The sequence below is a fragment of the Bacillus sp. UNCCL81 genome, assembly GCF_900112535.1.
In the GTDB taxonomy this organism is placed as follows: domain Bacteria; phylum Bacillota; class Bacilli; order Bacillales; family Bacillaceae_G; genus Gottfriedia; species Gottfriedia luciferensis_B.
This window is the reverse complement of sequence record NZ_FOMF01000011.1, coordinates 83134-101857: the sequence shown is the minus strand read 5'-3', so window position 1 is coordinate 101857 and position 18724 is coordinate 83134. Positions and strand designations below refer to the sequence as shown.

Annotated in this window: 20 protein-coding genes; 16 read left to right on the top strand and 4 right to left on the bottom strand. The window is 32.4% G+C overall.

What is annotated here, in order from left to right; genetic code table 11:
* Positions 1–9: 9 nt before the first annotated feature.
* From comGC to BM319_RS20285, 7 genes are read left to right on the top strand one after another with little or no spacing between them, the layout of a single operon-like run.
* Entirely contained in the window at positions 10–306 is a 297-nt protein-coding gene (gene comGC / locus BM319_RS20315) for a competence type IV pilus major pilin ComGC (protein ID WP_084006914.1), read from the top strand.
* Complete coding sequence (gene comGD, locus BM319_RS20310; protein ID WP_069034118.1) at positions 272–745, top strand: competence type IV pilus minor pilin ComGD; 474 nt, start codon at positions 272–274, stop codon at positions 743–745. The genes comGC and comGD overlap by 35 nt, the downstream gene beginning before the upstream one ends.
* A complete protein-coding gene (locus tag BM319_RS20305) occupies positions 732–1061 on the top strand; it encodes a pilus assembly FimT family protein (protein WP_069034117.1) in 330 nt (109 codons plus the stop codon). The genes comGD and BM319_RS20305 overlap by 14 nt, the downstream gene beginning before the upstream one ends.
* Positions 1042–1476, top strand: coding sequence for a competence type IV pilus minor pilin ComGF (gene comGF / locus BM319_RS20300; RefSeq protein ID WP_091024418.1), 435 nt, complete (start codon positions 1042–1044; stop codon positions 1474–1476). The genes BM319_RS20305 and comGF overlap by 20 nt, the downstream gene beginning before the upstream one ends.
* A complete protein-coding gene (locus BM319_RS20295; RefSeq protein WP_069034115.1) occupies positions 1445–1849 on the top strand; it encodes a hypothetical protein in 405 nt (134 codons plus the stop codon). The genes comGF and BM319_RS20295 overlap by 32 nt, the downstream gene beginning before the upstream one ends.
* 13 nt (positions 1850–1862) lie before the next feature.
* The gene (locus BM319_RS20290) at positions 1863–2387 is read left to right on the top strand and encodes a shikimate kinase (protein WP_069034114.1); all 525 of its coding nucleotides are present in this window, start codon (positions 1863–1865) and stop codon (positions 2385–2387) included.
* Positions 2388–2409: 22 nt separating this feature from the next.
* Positions 2410–2619: a YqzE family protein gene (locus tag BM319_RS20285; RefSeq protein ID WP_069034113.1), complete on the top strand. Its 210-nt coding sequence runs from the start codon at positions 2410–2412 to the stop codon at positions 2617–2619.
* Between the two features lie 119 nt (positions 2620–2738).
* Here the strand turns inward: BM319_RS20285 and BM319_RS20280 are convergent, their stop codons facing one another.
* Positions 2739–3545, bottom strand: a complete 807-nt coding sequence (locus BM319_RS20280) for a YqhG family protein (RefSeq protein WP_069034112.1) — start codon at positions 3543–3545, stop codon at positions 2739–2741.
* A complete protein-coding gene (locus tag BM319_RS20275; RefSeq protein ID WP_069034111.1) occupies positions 3532–5217 on the bottom strand; it encodes a DEAD/DEAH box helicase in 1686 nt (561 codons plus the stop codon). Before BM319_RS20275 ends, BM319_RS20280 begins: the two co-directional genes overlap by 14 nt.
* 358 nt (positions 5218–5575) lie before the next feature.
* On the opposite strand from BM319_RS20275, the gene gcvT reads away from it, so the two are divergent.
* The 3 genes from gcvT to gcvPB are packed head-to-tail and all read left to right on the top strand — an operon-like array spanning position 5576 to position 9520.
* Positions 5576–6679 carry a glycine cleavage system aminomethyltransferase GcvT gene (gene gcvT / locus BM319_RS20270; protein WP_069034110.1) on the top strand — a complete coding sequence of 368 codons (1104 nt, stop codon included), beginning with the start codon at positions 5576–5578 and terminating at the stop codon, positions 6677–6679.
* Positions 6680–6705: 26 nt separating this feature from the next.
* Positions 6706–8091, top strand: coding sequence for an aminomethyl-transferring glycine dehydrogenase subunit GcvPA (gene gcvPA / locus BM319_RS20265; RefSeq protein ID WP_069034109.1), 1386 nt, complete (start codon positions 6706–6708; stop codon positions 8089–8091).
* Positions 8063–9520 carry an aminomethyl-transferring glycine dehydrogenase subunit GcvPB gene (gene gcvPB / locus BM319_RS20260; protein WP_069034108.1) on the top strand — a complete coding sequence of 486 codons (1458 nt, stop codon included), beginning with the start codon at positions 8063–8065 and terminating at the stop codon, positions 9518–9520. Before gcvPA ends, gcvPB begins: the two co-directional genes overlap by 29 nt.
* Before the next feature lie 15 nt (positions 9521–9535).
* On the opposite strand, the gene BM319_RS20255 is transcribed toward gcvPB, so the two are convergent.
* A complete protein-coding gene (locus tag BM319_RS20255) occupies positions 9536–11149 on the bottom strand; it encodes a bifunctional metallophosphatase/5'-nucleotidase (RefSeq protein WP_286143853.1) in 1614 nt (537 codons plus the stop codon).
* Positions 11150–11448: 299 nt separating this feature from the next.
* Between BM319_RS20255 and BM319_RS20250 the strand changes: the two genes are divergently transcribed.
* The 6 genes from BM319_RS20250 (at position 11449) to BM319_RS20225 (ending at position 17917) form a co-directional block, all read left to right on the top strand.
* Complete coding sequence (locus BM319_RS20250; protein ID WP_069034106.1) at positions 11449–12144, top strand: sialidase family protein; 696 nt, start codon at positions 11449–11451, stop codon at positions 12142–12144.
* Positions 12145–12289: 145 nt separating this feature from the next.
* Positions 12290–12985, top strand: coding sequence for a response regulator transcription factor (locus BM319_RS20245; RefSeq protein ID WP_091024416.1), 696 nt, complete (start codon positions 12290–12292; stop codon positions 12983–12985).
* Positions 12978–14342, top strand: a complete 1365-nt coding sequence (locus BM319_RS20240) for a sensor histidine kinase (protein WP_091024414.1) — start codon at positions 12978–12980, stop codon at positions 14340–14342. The genes BM319_RS20245 and BM319_RS20240 overlap by 8 nt, the downstream gene beginning before the upstream one ends.
* 439 nt (positions 14343–14781) lie before the next feature.
* Positions 14782–16143, top strand: a complete 1362-nt coding sequence (locus tag BM319_RS20235; protein ID WP_069034103.1) for an aspartate kinase — start codon at positions 14782–14784, stop codon at positions 16141–16143.
* A 74-nt stretch (positions 16144–16217) separates the two neighbouring features.
* Complete coding sequence (locus BM319_RS20230) at positions 16218–16718, top strand: Lrp/AsnC family transcriptional regulator (RefSeq protein WP_175403500.1); 501 nt, start codon at positions 16218–16220, stop codon at positions 16716–16718.
* The gene (locus BM319_RS20225) at positions 16715–17917 is read left to right on the top strand and encodes an aminotransferase (RefSeq protein WP_091024412.1); all 1203 of its coding nucleotides are present in this window, start codon (positions 16715–16717) and stop codon (positions 17915–17917) included. The genes BM319_RS20230 and BM319_RS20225 overlap by 4 nt, the downstream gene beginning before the upstream one ends.
* A gap of 45 nt (positions 17918–17962) precedes the next feature.
* Here BM319_RS20225 and BM319_RS20220 read toward each other — a convergent pair whose 3' ends face one another.
* Complete coding sequence (locus BM319_RS20220) at positions 17963–18718, bottom strand: sirohydrochlorin chelatase (RefSeq protein WP_069034101.1); 756 nt, start codon at positions 18716–18718, stop codon at positions 17963–17965.
* Positions 18719–18724 lie beyond the last annotated feature (6 nt).

The window sequence follows — 18724 nt, the reverse complement described above, 5'->3', positions numbered from 1 at the left end:
GAGTTAATTTTGAATGAAAAAGGTTTTACTTTAATTGAAATGTTAATTGTTTTATTTATCATTTCACTTCTTTTATTACTAGTGATACCAAATTTAGGAAAACAGCAACAGACCATTCAAACGAAAGGATGTTCTGCACTTCAAAAAATGGTACAGTCAAGTGTTGAATCATATCGATTAGAAAATGAACAATTACCTGAGAGTTTATCAGTCTTAAAAGAACAGGGCTATATAACATCATATAAATGCAATAATAAAGTTGAATTATCGTATGACAAAGCAACTGGATCAGTATCTATACCTTAAAAAAAGGTTGGATAATTCGTATGGTTTTACATTTGTAGAGATGTTATTAGTCCTTTCAATAATGATAATGTTATTGATTTTACCGATCAATCAAGTTAGGAAGATTGAAGATGAACAAAAGGTAACATTATTTATTCAAATGCTTCAAAATGATATTTTTCTTGCGCAAAGGAACGCAATAATAAAACAAATTCCTACTAGGATCATCTTTTATCAAAATAAATATGAAATAGAAGATAATTTACTAAATCCCCCTGTAGTCGTTCGAAATTTTGACAAATCAATTAGTATAACTAACCTTACTTTAAAACCTCCGTTAAGATTTAACTCCGACGGTAATATCTCTAGCTCAGGAACGATTTCAATTAAATATAAAAAAGCTGAATATATCGTTACTTTTTACTTAGGAAGTGGTCGATTTAAATATGATCGGAAATGAAAAAGGATTTACATTTATTGAGGCAGTTATTTCTTTAAACTTACTAATTATTTTTTGTATTATGATTGTTCCTTCAATGTCATTATTTTTACAAACAAAAGATAAGATAACGATTAGCAATATGGCAGATGACTTATTAACAGATATGGTTCATCTTTATTTTATGAACAGAGAAGATTTTAAAGAGGGTTTCTATACAAAGAATGGTAGAGAATTTTTAATAAAAATAAACGCTAGAAATAATTTTAATTCGATTTGTGTTACTTGGACTGATCGAAAAAAGGAAAGTGAAATATGTGAAGAAATTACAGAATGAAAAAGGCTTTACTTTACTAGAAACACTTTTTTCACTTGTTTTATTTTTAATGATTATTTCTATCTCTACTTCAAGTATAAAAAGCTTTGTTAAACGAAATTACAGCTATGAATCCGTAAATAGGTTAGAATTAGATAATTTTATAAAAGAAGTCCAAAAAGAGGCAAACAAAAGTATAAGTTTTACAGTTCATTCCGAACTTCTACTCTTTGAAGAGTTTAATCAAGTTTCGACTAGTTATCGAAAATATGCAACGATTATTCGACGACAAAGGCTTGGATTAGGTCATGAAATTGTACTTCAGAATATAAGGGATATAAAGTTTGAACAAATAAGCGAAAGGCAAATCCTAGTAAAGATAATCGATTTAAATGGTGGAACTTATGAAAAAACGATTCGATTGTTTATTAATTAAATTTAAAATGCTTGGTGAAAATGGAGTATATTTACCTTACACGATCTTTATGATAAATATTTTACTAATTTTTTTTCTAATACAAATAGATATATTTCATTCGTTCAATACCTTTTATTCGTATACGAGATATCAAAACAAACTAGACCGTGTACATTCACAAGCAATTTACGATTTAAAGCATGGTAATTTACCACTTCAAGGAAATACAGTAAAGTATTATAATAATACAAAAATTATATTGAATACTTATTTAGTTACAAATGATGTATATCATGTAACTTTAACTAGTAGTAATTCAAAAATAAAAAAATATGTAGTTCAATTTAAATATAAAAAAAGTACAAATCACGTATCGGATTGGATCGATTAAGTTGGAGGATGAAATGGAATCAATTTATTTAGTAGGATTTATGGGGTGTGGTAAGACGACTGTGGGAAAGGAATTAGCTAAAAGAGTAAACAAAAAATTTATTGATTTAGACGAGGAAATAGTTTCTCAAACAGGCAAAAGCATACCAGAATTGTTTAATGAGTTTGGTGAAAGCGGTTTTCGCGATATAGAAACACAAGTATTAAAAAATTTACCATCAAAAAAAATGATCACTTCAACAGGTGGTGGAGTCATTCTTCGTGATGAAAACATTGGATATATGAAAGAAACTGGCAAAATAATTTATCTTGAAACTCCAATTGAAATAATATACGAAAGAATTCATTTGGATTCTAACCGACCAAATGCTGTAAATCGGACGATTGAAGAACTAACGGAGCTGTTTCAAAAGAGAGAATCACAATATAAAAAAGCAGATTATGAAATTTCTACGAATAATTTAACACCAATTGAAATTGCCATGGAAATCATTGACTGTTTAAATTATTCAAAAGGAGGAGATAGTAGAAATAAGTGATAAGAAAGTAAGGTGATTTCTATTGAAAACAAATGATTATGTAAAATATATGACAGAACAATTTATTAATTATATCGATCAACCAAAAGAGAAACGTGATTCAATAAAACAAGAAAAAGAAGAGTTGAAGGCCCCATTTTCTACTAACATGTTTGGAATGTTACCATTAAGTTTAGCTTTATTAATGAAAAAAGTTCAAAATCGAAAAGACAAAGAAAAGAAAAGTATCTAGTTAATAAGACTGATTTCAATTAAAGAAGTCAGTCTTTATTTTTTTGCAACAGGAAGAAAAGGAATGAGGAACAATCTTATTTAGATTTCCCTCAATACCTAATCTTCACTTAAATGCCATTAACTTAACTTATTCATTGTGTTAGGTGATAGATAAAAAAGCCCACCATTAATAGCATCAACATGAATAATTGGTTCGTAAAGTTCTTTAAGCGCATTGAATTCTACATGATAATTTTCAGGTTTTTCTTCATCAGCTTCATAAAATTGATTTAATAAATCTAAATCATGTTGCCATCTATTCCTTGCTTCTTCAGCCCATACCGTATCTTCTTTTTCAATTATGTTTCGAAGCAATTGTTCCATTCGATTTAAACCACTTATTGGTTTAATCAAAGGTGACATGGAATAGCAAAAATCAGGTATTTTAGAGTTGAATTGAATTTTTTCAAGTTTTGGATGAAAATCTTCAATAATTCTTCCAGAAATTAAATGGATGCCAAAAGAATATAAATAATCTTTTTTATGATCACAAGTAAATGAAACCTGATAATTAACACCTAACCAAGGGTGTAATGCAATTTGTTGGCCCATAGGTGCTTTTGTGTCTTCATAAAGTCTAATTGACTGTCCTAGTTCATTAACGATTGAGAAAATTTGGTGAAGGCGGGGCGACCCAAAATGAATTTGTTCACCTTTAAGATCTTCAGGTGCATTATCACTATCTGTAATCAGTGTTAACTTCATTGGATTTGGGATACCGCCTGTTTTTTCTAAATAATGCCAATAGAAAGGACGATTCATTAATTTTTTATCCATCTCAATTGTTAATTGTATTTCTAAATATGTTGGTGTTTTCTGTAGAATTTCACAATCATTATGTCTGAAAAAATATTCGATATAATCATGGATTTCATGTTGCTGCATAACTATCACCTGCTTGTTTATGTTGCTGTAATTGAATGATGGACGTTAAATTTTCCATTTTAATTTTCATTTCGCCTTCAGTTTTAGAATGAATAAATATTTCATTCATATGAGCTTCAAAATCTTTATAAGGAATTCTAGTCAGAATATCATCGAGTTCACCAATTACACGCTCAAATAAATTGATTTTTTCATAAAGTAATCTTAGTATGTGTTCTTCAATTGAGCCAACAGTTGCAAAGTTATAGATACTTACATCCTCTGTTTGTCCAAGTCGATGTATACGTCCTATTCTTTGTTCTAGCCTCATCGGATTCCAAGGAAGGTCATAATTAATCATATTTGAACAAAATTGTAAGTTAATACCTTCACCACCAGCTTCTGTTGCTATTAGCACCTGTACACGATTTTTAAATAATTCTTTCATCCAATCTTTCTTACCACGTTTGAAACCACCCCGAAATGGTACAGATGTAATACCGTTTTGCTTTAATAACCATTGTAAATACAACTGTGTTGCGCGATATTCAGTAAAAATAATTACTTTATCATTTATTTTTTTAATTAGTTCAACTACTTTATTCGCTTTTGAATTAGATGTAATTTGATTAATTTGATGAAAAATTTTCTCGATATAAGGATCGTTAATATCAATATTTTCTTTTTCAAATCTTTGAAGCATTTTTTTCATTGATACATAAACAGCTTCACGACTACTACAAGCTTCACGCTTAAATGTTAAAAAGGAGAATGCTGAGGTTACCCCAGTATATTGTGATTTCTGCCATTCATCGATTAAGTCATAAAGCTTTTGTTCTTCTTCATTAAAATTAATTAATACTGTTTCTACCTTTCGCTTTGTCCACTCGATGCCTGTATCTTGTCTACGATTTCGGACCATTACTTTTCCAATTAGTTCTCGTAATAAGTCTTCATGCTCTAATGAGCGGTTCTTAGCAGAAAAATATTCTTCAAAACTAGATTTATTACCTAAATGGCCAGGTTTTAATAAAGAGACTAAATGGAAAATTTCTTCTATGTTATTTTGAACTGGTGTAGCAGTAAGCAGTAAACAATATTTCTTTTTAAGATGTTGTACAAACTCATAGTTTTTTGTTTTATTATTTTTAAGTTTGTGAGCTTCATCGATAATGACGAGATCATAGTTGATACTTAATATTTTTTCTCGATGAGGATCTCTTTTTGCAGTATCGATTGATGATACAACAACATCACAACTATCCCATACATAATTCTTTTTTTGTTGTGCGATTGCTGGAATATGGAATTTTGTATTTAATTCAAAGGTCCACTGTGATACAAGTGATGCTGGAACTAGTATAAGCACCTTATTAACTAAACCACGAATCATGTATTCTTTTAAAATTAAACCTGCCTCAACTGTCTTACCTAATCCTACTTCGTCAGCTAAAATTGCTTTTCCATTCATTTTTTCAATTACAGTCGTAGCCACATCTAATTGATGAGGCAATGGAGTTAAGTTTGGCAAATGAGTAGGAGCAATCATACCTGTAAAAGATGGAATTGCTAATTTTGTAGAAGTATGATAGGCAAGCTTATAATTCTCCCAATTTGACCATGGTCCATCATTTTCAAGCTTCTCTAAGAACTCTTCCTGCCATTCTGTATGGAATTTAATCTCAATTGACATGTAATCCTCACCTATTTCATTTTTATATTGGATAATCATGAACGTTATAGTAAAATAACTGGTATAACGTTCGTTATTTTATTTTTAAAAAATTTCACTTGGATATTGATGAAACTTGTCGTTTAATGTTAGGATAATAGTGTAGAAAAAAAGTAAAAATTTATTATTCTTTTATTAAACAAAAAACTCTTATTGTTAAGAAAAAACAGTTAACTAATATAGTTTGATATTATTTTCTTGTTTTCTACTAGTTTTTCCGAAAATATACAAAATATGTAAATTATTTAATGGTTAGCTGGACGAACTATTAATTTAGTTTTCCATCATGCTAGCATGTAGATAAGGGGGAAATGGCTACATGACGACTTTATTACGCACACCATTGTTTGAAGATTACAAAGTATTAGGTGGTAAAACAATTGATTTTGGTGGCTGGGAGCTACCTGTGCAATTTTCGAGCATTAAAGAAGAACACGAAGCTGTTCGTACAGCAGCTGGTTTATTTGATGTTTCTCATATGGGAGAAATTGAAGTAACTGGTAAAGATAGTCTTAAATATTTACAAAAAATGATGACAAATGATATTTCAAAATTAAATGAAGAAGGCGCATTATATACAGCAATGTGCTATGAAAATGCTGGAACGGTAGACGACTTACTAGTTTATAAGTATAACGATGAACACTATTTATTAGTTGTAAATGCGTCTAATATTGAAAAAGATTTCGCATGGTTAATTTCACATGTAGAAGGTGATGTAAAAGTAGTTAATAAAAGTAATGAAGTTGCACAATTAGCTCTTCAAGGGCCAAAATCTGTTGCAATTTTACAACGTTTAACGAATGAGAACGTTGCTGATATTAAGTACTTTACATTCAAAGATAATGTATTAATTGGTGATCTAAACGTTTTAGTTTCACGCACAGGTTACACAGGTGAAGATGGATACGAGTTATATTTAGCTGCAGAAGATGCGTCTAAGCTTTGGACTTTACTTTTAGAAGCAGGTAAGGAAGACGGTTTAAAACCATGTGGATTAGGTGCTCGTGATACACTTCGTTTCGAAGCAGCTCTAGCATTATATGGTCAAGAACTAACTAAAGACATTACTCCATTAGAAGCTGGTATAGGCTTTGCTGTGAAATTAAATAAAGAAGAAGATTTCTTCGGTAAAGAAGTTCTGAAAAATCAAAAAGAGCAAGGTGTACCTCGTAAACTTGTTGGAATTGAAATGATTGACAAAGGTATTCCGAGAACTCACTATCCTGTATATGTAAACGGGGAAGTAATTGGTGAAGTAACAAGTGGTACTCAATCTCCAACATTAAAGAAAAATATTGGACTTGCATTAATCAAATCTGAATTTTCTGCTTTAGGTACTGAACTTGAAGTTGAAATTCGAAATAAAAAATTAAAAGCAGTAGTAGTTTCAAAACCATTTTACAAAAGAGAGAAGAAGTAACTAGGGGGAGAAAGGGGATTACCTTAATGCATCGTTATTTACCAATGACAGAGCAAGATCGTCAAGAGATGTTAAAAGTAGTAGGTGTTTCATCAGTTGATGAATTATTTAGTGATATTCCTGAAAAAGTTCGTTTTAATGGCTTATTAAACATTAAAAAGGCAAAATCTGAAACCGATTTAATTCAGGAGTTAAGCGAATTAGCAAAGAAAAACGCTAACTTAAGAGAGTATGTTTCTTTCTTAGGTGCTGGTGTTTATGATCATTATTTACCAACAGTTGTAGATCATGTTATTTCCCGTTCAGAGTTTTATACTGCTTATACACCATATCAACCTGAGATTTCTCAAGGTGAGCTTCAAGCAATCTTTGAATTCCAAACAATGATTTGTGAATTAACTGGTATGGATGTGGCAAACTCGTCAATGTATGACGGTGGTACTTCTTTAGCAGAGGCAACTACTTTAGCAGCAGGTCACAATGGTAAAAAACGTATTTTAGTTTCAAAAGGTGTTCATCCACAATCACGTGAAGTTATCTTATCTTATGCAAAAGGTCAACATTTAGAGGTAGTTGAAATTGGCATTAAAGATGGAAGAACTGATATCGAAGAATTAAAAAATGAAATGAATGACAATGTAGCATGTGTTGTTGTTCAATATCCTAACTTCTATGGACAAGTAGAAGAATTAGCTGAAATCGAACCAATTGCACATACTGGTAAAAGTTTATTCGTTGTTTCAAGTAACCCATTAGCATTAGCAGCTTTAACTCCTCCAGGTGAATTCGGAGCGGATATCGTTGCAGGTGATGCTCAAACATTTGGTATTCCAACTCAATTTGGTGGACCTCACTGTGGATACTTCGCTACAACATCTAAATTAATGCGTAAAATGCCAGGTCGTTTAGTAGGGCAAACTGTTGATGGAGAAGGTCGTCGTGGATTTGTATTAACACTTCAAGCTCGCGAGCAACATATCCGTCGTGATAAAGCGACTTCAAATATTTGTTCTAACCAAGCGCTTAATGCATTAGCAGCTTCTGTTGCAATGACAGCTCTTGGTAAAAATGGTGCTGTAGAGATGGCAATGCAGAACATTTCTCGTACTCAATATATGAAGAAAAAATTAATTGAAAACGGTATCTCGGTTGTATTTGAAGGTGCTGCATTCAACGAACTTGTAATTGATGTAAAACAAAATGTCTTTGAAATCAATAAACAATTATTTACTAAGAAAATTATCGGTGGTTATGACTTAGCAAAAGTTGAACCTACTATGGAAAATCATATGTTAATCGCAGTAACTGAATTACGTTCTAAACAACATATTGATACATTTGTAGAAGAATTAGCATTATTAGTAGACGGAAAGGGGATTCAACATGCTGAAGGATCAACCGTTAGTTTTTGAGATAAGTAAAGAAGGTCGTATTGCATATAGTCTTCCTACAATGGATGTAGAAGAAATTGATATTAATGAAGTTATCCCAAGTGCTTATATCCGTAAAGAAAAAGCGGAATTACCAGAGGTTTCTGAATTAGATTTAATGCGCCATTATACTGCGTTATCTAAACGTAATCATGGTTTAGATTCAGGGTTTTATCCACTTGGATCATGTACGATGAAATACAATCCAAAAATTAACGAAGCTGTAGCTCGTATTCCAGGTTTTGCGCATATTCATCCACTTCAAGATGAGTATACTGTTCAAGGTGCATTAGAATTAATGCATGAGCTTCAACAAGAATTAAAAGAAATTACTGGAATGGATGAAGTGACTTTACAACCAGCTGCAGGTGCACATGGTGAGTGGACTGGATTAATGATTATCCGTGCTTATCACGAAAGCCGTGGTGACTTCAACCGTACTAAAGTAATCGTACCTGACTCTGCTCATGGTACAAACCCAGCATCAGCAACTGTTGCAGGTTTCGAAACAATCACGGTTAAATCAAATGAAAAAGGCTTAGTTGACTTAGATGATTTACGTCGTGTTGTTGATGAAAATGTTGCAGCATTAATGCTTACAAACCCTAATACATTAGGTCTTTTCGAAGAAGATATTTATGAAATCTCTGAGATCATCCACGCTGCTGGTGGTAAAGTTTACTATGATGGAGCAAACTTAAATGCTGTATTAAGTAAAGCACGCCCAGGAGACATGGGATTTGACGTAGTTCACTTAAATCTTCATAAAACATTCACTGGTCCTCACGGTGGAGGTGGTCCTGGTTCTGGTCCTGTTGGAGTTAAAGCAGATTTAATTCCTTACTTACCAGCACCAATCGTTGAGAAGGTTGGAGATAAGTACGTATTAAATTCAGACCGTCCAGAAACAATTGGTCGTGTTAAACCTTTCTTCGGAAACTTTGGAATTAATGTAAGAGCATATACTTATATTCGTTCAATGGGTCCTGAAGGATTAAAACAAGTAACTGAAGATGCGGTATTAAACGCTAACTACATGATGCGTCGTTTAGAGCCTCATTTCGATCTACCATTCGATCGTCATTGTAAGCATGAGTTCGTTTTAAGTGGAAAACGTCAAAAGAAATTAGGTGTTCGTACTTTAGATATTGCTAAACGCCTATTAGACTTTGGCTACCACCCACCAACAATCTACTTCCCATTAAACGTGGAAGAGTGTATCATGATTGAACCAACTGAAACAGAATCGAAAGAAACTTTAGATGCGTTCATCGATGCAATGATTACAATTGCTAAAGAAGCTGAAGAAAATCCAGAAATCGTACAAGAGGCTCCACATACAACTGTTGTAAGTCGTCTTGACGAAACTTTAGCAGCTCGTAAACCTGTATTACGTTATATTAAAGCATAAATCAAAAAAGTTCCCTCATCGAAGGGAACTTTTTTTATGGCGTATTTCCGAATAGTTATATAGAATCTTAACAAAATGAAACCGAGTTTTTGGACCTTCTACTTTATTTATACCTGATAGAAATATAGAGAAATTGTCACCGCCATTTGCAAGATAGCTATTAGTAGTGACCGTATAACTAGTTTGTGGGTTAATCGGGGTACCATCTGTTCGCATGATCTTAATCACTTTTTGACCAGAATCTTTCGTGTTATCCCAAGTATATTTTAAACCTGATATTTGTAGTATCCGAACACTATCATGTTCCTGCCATTGCTGATTGAGAAGTTCCCGGATTTGTTCACCAGTTAGTGTCATTTTAACGAGTTTAATTTTAAATGGTTGAATCGTGAACAATTCGTCCAAAGTAACATCCCCTTTTGGAAGATCAGCACGTATCCCACTAAAGTTCATAAATGCGAAATCAGAGTTCATTGCAAGTCGTTGTGAATCTGCAATCATATTTCCTAAACTAGATTCTCCATTATGATTCTTCTTGCTTAAAATATCATTTGCAGCTTTTCCAACAACTTTATTTACGATTGGGGCAATTTTAGATTCATAAGTTTGTATCATTTTCTTTATTTCAGGATCTGGTTTAATTTCATCTTGATAGACCATCTTTATACTTGCCTTTTTGTCTACAATATCTTTCGTATTAGGATCAATTGTTAACTGAATGTCGGAGAAAGATATTCCATAAGAGTAGGATTGAACAATCAGCTTTCCGTCTACTTCTTTGTTAAGGTAAGTATGGGTATGTCCAGAGATTATTACGTCAACTTCATCATCCATTTTTTTTGCCATTCTAACGATTTCACCTGTCGCATTTTCATTTGCTTTGGACTGATTTCCACCATTATGTGCCAGCACTACGATTGTTTTTACCCCTTGTTTTTTAAGTGTTTTTACTGAATTATTGATTGCTTTTACTTCATCAATAAACTTTACGCCATCTGTTTTATTTGGTGGTGCAATCTTTGGCGTATCTTTTATAACGACGCCGATAAATCCAATCGGTACGCCATTAATATTTTTTATACTGTATGGAGGCAGAATGGTCTTACCTGTATGATTGTCGATTACGTTGGCGCATAAATACGGGAAATTTGCCCCAGTAAAATAACCATTTTTTGAGTCATTACCTCCTTGAATCAATCTCATCATTTCATCCACACCACGATCGAATTCATGGTTTCCTAGAGTCCCATAGTCAAAACCCATCTTGTTTAATACTTCAATTGTAGGTTCATCCTTAAGAAATGAAGAAATCGGAGGACTTCCACCAACCATGTCACCTGCATGAACTAAAATAGTATTTTTGTTTTCCTTTTTCTTTTGATTTAAATATGCAGAAAGATATTCTGCCCCGCCAACATTCCTGCCGTTAAATTTTCGAGTCGTATCTAATTGTCCATGAAAATCATTAATGCCAAGTAATTGTACTTGAATGAAACGGTTCTTATCTTTCTTGGTGTTAAGAGGAATGTTTCTAGCAGCCGGTTTACTTGAAGCCATAAATACTCCTGCAGATAATGTAGTCGTAAGAACAAAAGCAAGAACTGCTTTTTTCAATGCGTTCCAATTCAATATATTCGCCCTCCTAATTTGCTAGTAGGTTACTTACTAAGCATAGGGAAGGATTGTTAAAGCTTCTTTACTTCAGTGTGAATTTTCAGTTAAATTTAAAAACAGATGATCAATCCACTCCCAAGGAAAATAAAAGTATTGAGCAGTGTATTAAAAGCAAGCTATAGACAATAGCTAGCAAAATATAAAAGCAAATTTAAGAAATATATAACCGTTAAAGGTTCGTTAAAGGTCTGTTTACTACTATTATTATTGTAAGTCAGCTGCTTACATAAATTTGAATTTAGGAGGAAATAAAAATGCAAGAAAAAATTTATAAGCTGTTAAATACAACAAAAAAGAAGGCAGTTGCAGCATCGGTTTGTGGCGCGTTAGTTCTATGTATTGGATCAGGCGCTGCATATGCTGCAAATAATGATGGATCCCAAACAAAACATAATCAAGTTTCTGTTACTCAACTAAGTGAGAAAATTAGAACTAAAATGTTAGTTAAAAATGAAAATGGTGTAATTAGTCACTCAATGGATGATGGAAAGACTTGGATTCCAGGTGCTCCTGAAAAAGGAAAAGTAATTCAAGATGTTGATGGAAAAAAATCATTTATTTTTCGTGATTCAAAAGCGACACCTTCTGGAGGTGTGATGGTAAAGAAAGAAGATGGAAAGCTTAAGTTCTCAAAAGACGGTGGAAAGACATGGAGTGAAAAAACTCCAGATAATTTTAAAATAGTAGAAAAAGACGATAAATCAGTTATGATGAAAGAAAAGTTGATTGTTAAAAAAGAAAATGGTATAGCTAAATTCTCAAAAGACGGTGGCAAAACATGGATTAATGGTGAGCCAGAATTGAAAAAACCGTTTATGACGAAAAAAGAAAATGGAAAAGTGAAGTTTTCTATAGATGGAGGTAAAACTTGGACTGAGAAAGCCCCTGATGGAGTAACAATTAAAAAAAATGAAGATGGTTCGATTATTGTCAAAAAAAAAATTGATTAATGAATAGCGACATCTAACTGAGACATAAACGATTTTAGTCACAGCAGAAAATACTTAGAGCATCTCTAACGAATGAGAAGTGTACAGCTCACTTGTTGGAGATGCTTCGGATAAAATGAATCCAAAGTAAAGAGGTTTGTTTATTATGAGAATATTAATGGTTGAAGATGAAATTTATATTGCTGAAGCGATAGCACAAGTATTAAGGAAGAATCACTATAGTGTTGATTTAGCCAGTGATGGTGAGTTTGGACTAGATTGTGGACTTTCAAATATATATGACATTATTATTCTTGATATCATGCTACCAAAAATAGATGGCATCGAAGTTTTAATTGAATTACGAAATAATGGCATCAAGACTCCTGTCATTTTGTTGACAGCTAAGGGGGATATTACTGATAAAATACGAGGTTTAGACAGCGGTGCAGATGATTATTTAGCTAAACCATTCCATACGGATGAACTATTAGCTCGACTAAGAGCATTAGGGCGACGAAAAACAGAATTAATAAGAGATGGTATTCTTACATATGAAGATATTTCGCTTAATCAAAAGATGTTAGTTTTATGCTGCGGAGATTATGAAGTTAAGTTGACTTTAAAAGAATTTCAACTATTGGAAATGCTTATTAACCGAAAAGATGCAATTAGTTCAAAAGAAACAATTATCGAGAAGTTATGGGGTTACGACACAGACACAGATGACCGTCATGTTGAGGTACAAGTATCACTTTTACGAAAAAAACTAAGACAAGTTGAATCAAGTGTTTCCATTGGAACGGTTCGAGGTGCAGGTTATTTTTTGAAAACTGGTAAAGCTGGGGAAAAATATGTTTAAGAAACTTCGAAATAAATTTCTCCTTATTAATATGTCGGTTATTTCATTAGTAATGGTTGTGGCTTTTACAATCATCTATATAATGACTTACAACAATATTCAAAATGAAAATAAAAAAAAGCTAGATGCACAGACTGAAAAACTAATTACGATTCAAAGAGAGATAAAAAATAAAGAAATAGGTTCTGAGTTGAAAAATAATAATGATATAAAAGGTAAGGTCGAAACAAAGAAAGAAATAACGAATATAATTGGTAAAGGTGGAATTGTTACACAAAAAATTTCTCTTGGAGATTCAGTGTCTTTTAGTGTAGAAGTAGATTCAACTGGAAATGTTATTGAAGGTCACTCATTTATTTCAATGCCTACGGAGACATTTAAAAAAGCTACAGAAATTGCTTTGGAAAATAAAAAAAACTTTTCAACTTTCACTTTGGATGGGAAAAAGTGGCAGTATGTAATCAAACCAGCAGAAATGATTGTTAATCAAATGAATGAACAACCACAAATTATTAATAAAGTGACTTTAATAAATTTTCTAGATGTTACCGACTCTCATAAAGCATTATTTAAACTTCTAACAACATTAATAAGTGTTGGGCTAATCACGCTTTTTGTTATTTATTTTATTAGTCGTTATTTTGCAAATCGAGCAATTGAACCTATTGCTGAAGCTTGGAAAAAGCAAAATCAGTTTGTAACAGATGCGTCACATGAATTAAAGACACCTTTAGCTATTATTAATGCGAATTATGATGTGCTTATGGCACATAAGGAAGAAACAATTGAAAATCAGCAAAAATGGTTCAATCATATAAAAGTTGGCTCCGATCGTATGACAAAACTAATAAATAGCCTATTAACTTTAACTAAAATGGAAGAAGCAATTGATGAAATTAATTTAAAGCATTTTGATCTCAGTAAGGAACTACATGAAGTAATGATATCAATGGAAACGGTATTGAAGGAAAAGAAAATTATATTAAAGCATTCCATTGAAACGAATCTTATGATAGAAAGTGATCCAGACAAAATTAAGCAGTTAATGATTATATTATTTGATAATGCAGTTAAATATACGAATAAACATGGACAGATTGAAGTAACACTTACTAAATTAAAACGGCAAGTGAAGTTTGCTATTAAAAATAGTGGCAATGGTATTCCTGCCAAAGATTTGCCAAAAGTATTTGATCGATTCTACCGTTCTGATCCATCAAGAGCAAAAAAAACGGAAGGCTATGGACTTGGTTTATCAATCGCTCAGTCAATAACAAATCGTTTAGGTGGGACGATATCAGTATCAAGTATAGAAAACGAGTATACAAATTTCATTGTATTACTAGATTTATCATAAAAAGCTCCTTATTTACTAAAATAGGGAGATTTCTTATGATTATCGCTATTTTTTGTTCGTATTCTTTTTTATTAATTATTAAATATTTTTAATATTATTTTTAATTGCATTTTTATACAATAATTAAAATTGATCAACAGTAATACAAAAGTAGAACAGGATGGACAAAAGGGTAATAATGTCTTTAATATACCTTTACCCTTGCTTTCCTTATTACCTGCATTTAATTCCTTACTTTTATAAGCCTAAACTCCTTAAATAATCTACGGCCATTCTTTTCAGTGGAATGAATAAATACCCACAACTTTATCAAATTCGTTTTGTAACATACTAAAATTCCCCAAAAAACTTAATAAATGGTGTTGATTTTTTCTCACATAAGGAGGATAATTGTAACATTATTTTTAACTGAAAATTAACTAAATTAGGGGTAATAAAAATGAAAATCGTAAAATTTGGTGGGTCTTCATTAGCCACTTCGGAACAAATTGAAAAAGTATTTCAGATTGTTACATCAGATGTTGAACGTAAAATTATCGTTGTATCTGCACCAGGTAAAAGATTTCCAGATGATATCAAAGTTACCGATTTACTAATTAGTTGCGCACAACTTTCTCTACAGGGAAAGGATTATTCGAAGGAATTCAATCAAATTATTCAAAGGTATTCTGAAATTGCCAATGGATTAGGTTTATCTGAGGATATTACGAATGAAATTTCACTAGGTATCGAACTTTCTTTAAGTAGTAAAAAGGATCACCCTGCAAGATATATGGATGCTGTTATGGCATGTGGGGAAGATAATTGTGCCAGATTAGTAGCGTCATATTTTCAGTTAAAAGAACTTGAGGCAAGTTATATTAATCCAAAAGAAGCAGGTTTGTTTGTTACAAATGAACCAGGACATGCTCAAGTTTTAGCGAAAAGCTATGAGAAGTTATTTGAATTGAGAAAAAAATCTGGAATTCTTATTTTCCCAGGATTTTTTGGCTATTCAGAAGAAGGACATATCGTTACATTTTCTCGCAGTGGCTCAGATATTACTGGTTCTGTTGTTGCCAACGGAGTAAAAGCTACTTTATATGAAAACTTTACTGATGTTGATGCAGTTTTTTCTGTAAATCCTGCGATTATTCATAATCCAAAGGAAATAAAAGAATTAACTTATCGAGAAATGAGGGAGTTATCTTATGCAGGCTTTAACGTATTTCATGACGAAGCATTGATCCCTGCCTTTCAAGCTGGAATTCCAGTAAACATTAAAAATACGAATAATCCAACTGCTCCTGGTTCACGAATTGTTAAGGAACGTACGTTATCAAACGGTCCTTTAATTGGGATTGCGAGTGATAATGGATTTTGTAGTATTTATATAAGCAAGTATTTAATGAACCGAGAAATAGGATTTGGGCGTAAATTATTGCAAATACTTGAGGAGAATCAGATTTCATATGAGCATCAGCCAAGTGGAATCGACGATATCTCAATTATTATTCGCCAAAATCAATTACCAGTTGAATTAGAATGTCAAATTATTAATCGGATTCATGATGAATTAGATGCAGACCATGTGGTCGTTGAAAGAGATCTTGCCTTGATCATGTTAGTAGGTGAGGGGATGCGTCATAATGTTGGTACTACTGCAAGAGCGAGTAAAGCATTAGCAAATGCGGGAATAAATATTGAAATGATAAACCAAGGTTCTTCAGAAGTAAGTATGATGTTTGGAGTAAAATCATTCGATGAGAAAAAAGCAGTGCAAGTTATTTATGAAGAATTCTTCTCAAAAAGTGTCATCTAAGTAAATTACTAAAATATAGATGAAAAGATTGAACATCTAACGTAATTCCAGAAAATGGAATACATAAGGAGTATATGAATATGACAGAAAAAGAAATACAATTACTTCAGTGTATTGAACAAAACGGACGCTTAAGTAATGACGTAATAGCAAAAATGATTGGAGCTACAGAAGAAGAGGTAGCTGATATTTTAACAAAATTTGAAAACGATCGTATTATTCTTCAATACATTACGCTTATTGATTGGGGGAAAGTCCCAGTTCAAGAAAGTATAACGGCTATGATTGATGTAAAAGTAGCTCCAAAACGTGGGGTAGGCTTTGATGAGATTGCTGAAAAAATCTATTTATACCCAGAAGTTAAATCAGTTTATTTAATGTCAGGAACATATGACTTATCAGTTGTAGTTGAAGGAAAAACAATGACATCAATTGCTTCATTTGTATCCCAAAAACTATCGACTTTAGAATCTATTTTATCAACGACTACCCATTTTATTTTAAAACGTTATAAACATGATAGTATTGTATATGGTCAAAAACAAAGTGATAAGCGTATGGTGATCACGCCATGAGTAAATTTAACTTATCAAATACAGTAACTACATTACAACCATCAGGGATTCGAAAGTTTTTTGATTTAGCAGCTAGTATGGATAATGTCATTTCACTTGGGGTAGGTGAACCTGATTTTGTCACGCCTTGGAACGTGAGAGAAGCAAGTATCTATTCTTTAGAAACAGGACATACAGCATATACTTCAAATGCTGGACTGCTAGAATTACGTCAAGAAGTAAGTCGTTATTTTGCTAAGAAATTTGATGTGCATTATAGTCCAGAAGACGAATTAATTATAACTGTAGGGGCAAGTCAAGGGATAGATATTGCTTTAAGAACAATTTTAAATCCAGGGGACGAAGTAATCGTTATCGATCCATGCTTTGTTTCATATGCTCCTTTAGTTTCACTAGCAGGCGGTGTTCCAGTTCATTTATCAACGACAGGAGAAGAAGAGTTTAAAATCAATCTTCAAGCGTTAAAAAAGAAACTTACACCGAAAACAAAGGCGATCTTACTTTGTAACCCTAATAATCCAACTGGTACTCTACTAGAAAAAGAATTATTAGAGGATTTAGCCGTATTTGTTAAAAAACATAATTTAATTGTCATTTCTGATGAAATCTATGCTGAACTTGTTTATGATGGCGAATATACAAGCTTTGCGAATATCGATGGAATGCGAGACCATACAATTTTAATTTCTGGATTTTCTAAGACATTTGCAATGACAGGCTGGCGACTTGGAATTGTAGCAGCACCTTCGGACATTATTTCCCATATGCTTAAAGTTCATCAATATGCAATTATGTGTGCACCAACAATGTCACAGCATGCTGCAGTTGAAGCACTTCGAAATGGAGATCATGATGTAGAAGCAATGCGACGCAGTTATATGCAACGTCGTAATTTCCTTGTGCAATCTCTTCAGGAAATTGGATTATCATGTCATCTTCCAGGTGGAGCTTTTTATGTATTCCCATCAATACAGAATACTGGCTTAACATCAGAGGAGTTCGCTGAACAATTATTATTAAAAGAGAGAGTAGCGGTCGTCCCGGGAAATGTTTTTGGAGATTGTGGTGAAGGGTATATTCGATGTTCTTATGCAACTTCATTAAATCATTTAATTGAAGCTAGCAAAAGGATTAATCGATTCTTACAGACTCTTCCAACTTACGAACCAACAAATTTTATTAAAGTTGAAAGTAAATAAACGAAAAATAAAGCTCTTGTTTTCCATTTGAGGAAACAAGAGCTTTTATTTTATTGCAGTAACTAATTCCTTTGTTTGAGCTTCAAATATTCTTTCAGTAAAAATTGATGCAATTAAGTCATCATACCCTAATGTTTCACATAATATCCAGTTACTTTGCATTTCTAGAGGTAACGATTTTATTCTATCTTTTAATTCATTCATAAGAGTTCCTGAAAAAAATAAATACGGAATGATTATTACTTGATGATTTTTTTCAGTCAATAGTTGATTCCAAGCTTCGTGAATCGACGGCTTTGAAACTGCCATAAAAGCGGGGAGAACAGGATGCTGTAAATTTGCTTCAAGATGTTTAACGATTGAATTGAAATCATCTATCGTTAATGGATCACTACTTCCTCGTCCAACTAGTAGTATTTTAGTTGGCTTGATTAAATGCTTTACCTTTTCATTAATTCGCTTTTGGATTAATTCAATCATGTTTTTGTGAATACCGATAGGAGCGGCAATTTTTATTTTTATATGTGGATATTCCTTTTGAAATTTATCGATTTCAAGAGGAATATCCACTTTGGCATGATTTGCAGAAAGAAGTAAAACCGGCAATACTGTTACCGATTTTGCTCCTTTACGTAAACAATTCTCTAATCCTACTGAAATTGATGGTTCTGCGAGTTCAATAAAACTAATTTCTTGAATAGGGCAATCGATTTGTTTTTGTACTTTTTTAACAAATTGTATGGCTGAATGGACAGCCGATTTTACACGGCTTCCATGACAAACATATAAGATTGCATCCATTCTAAA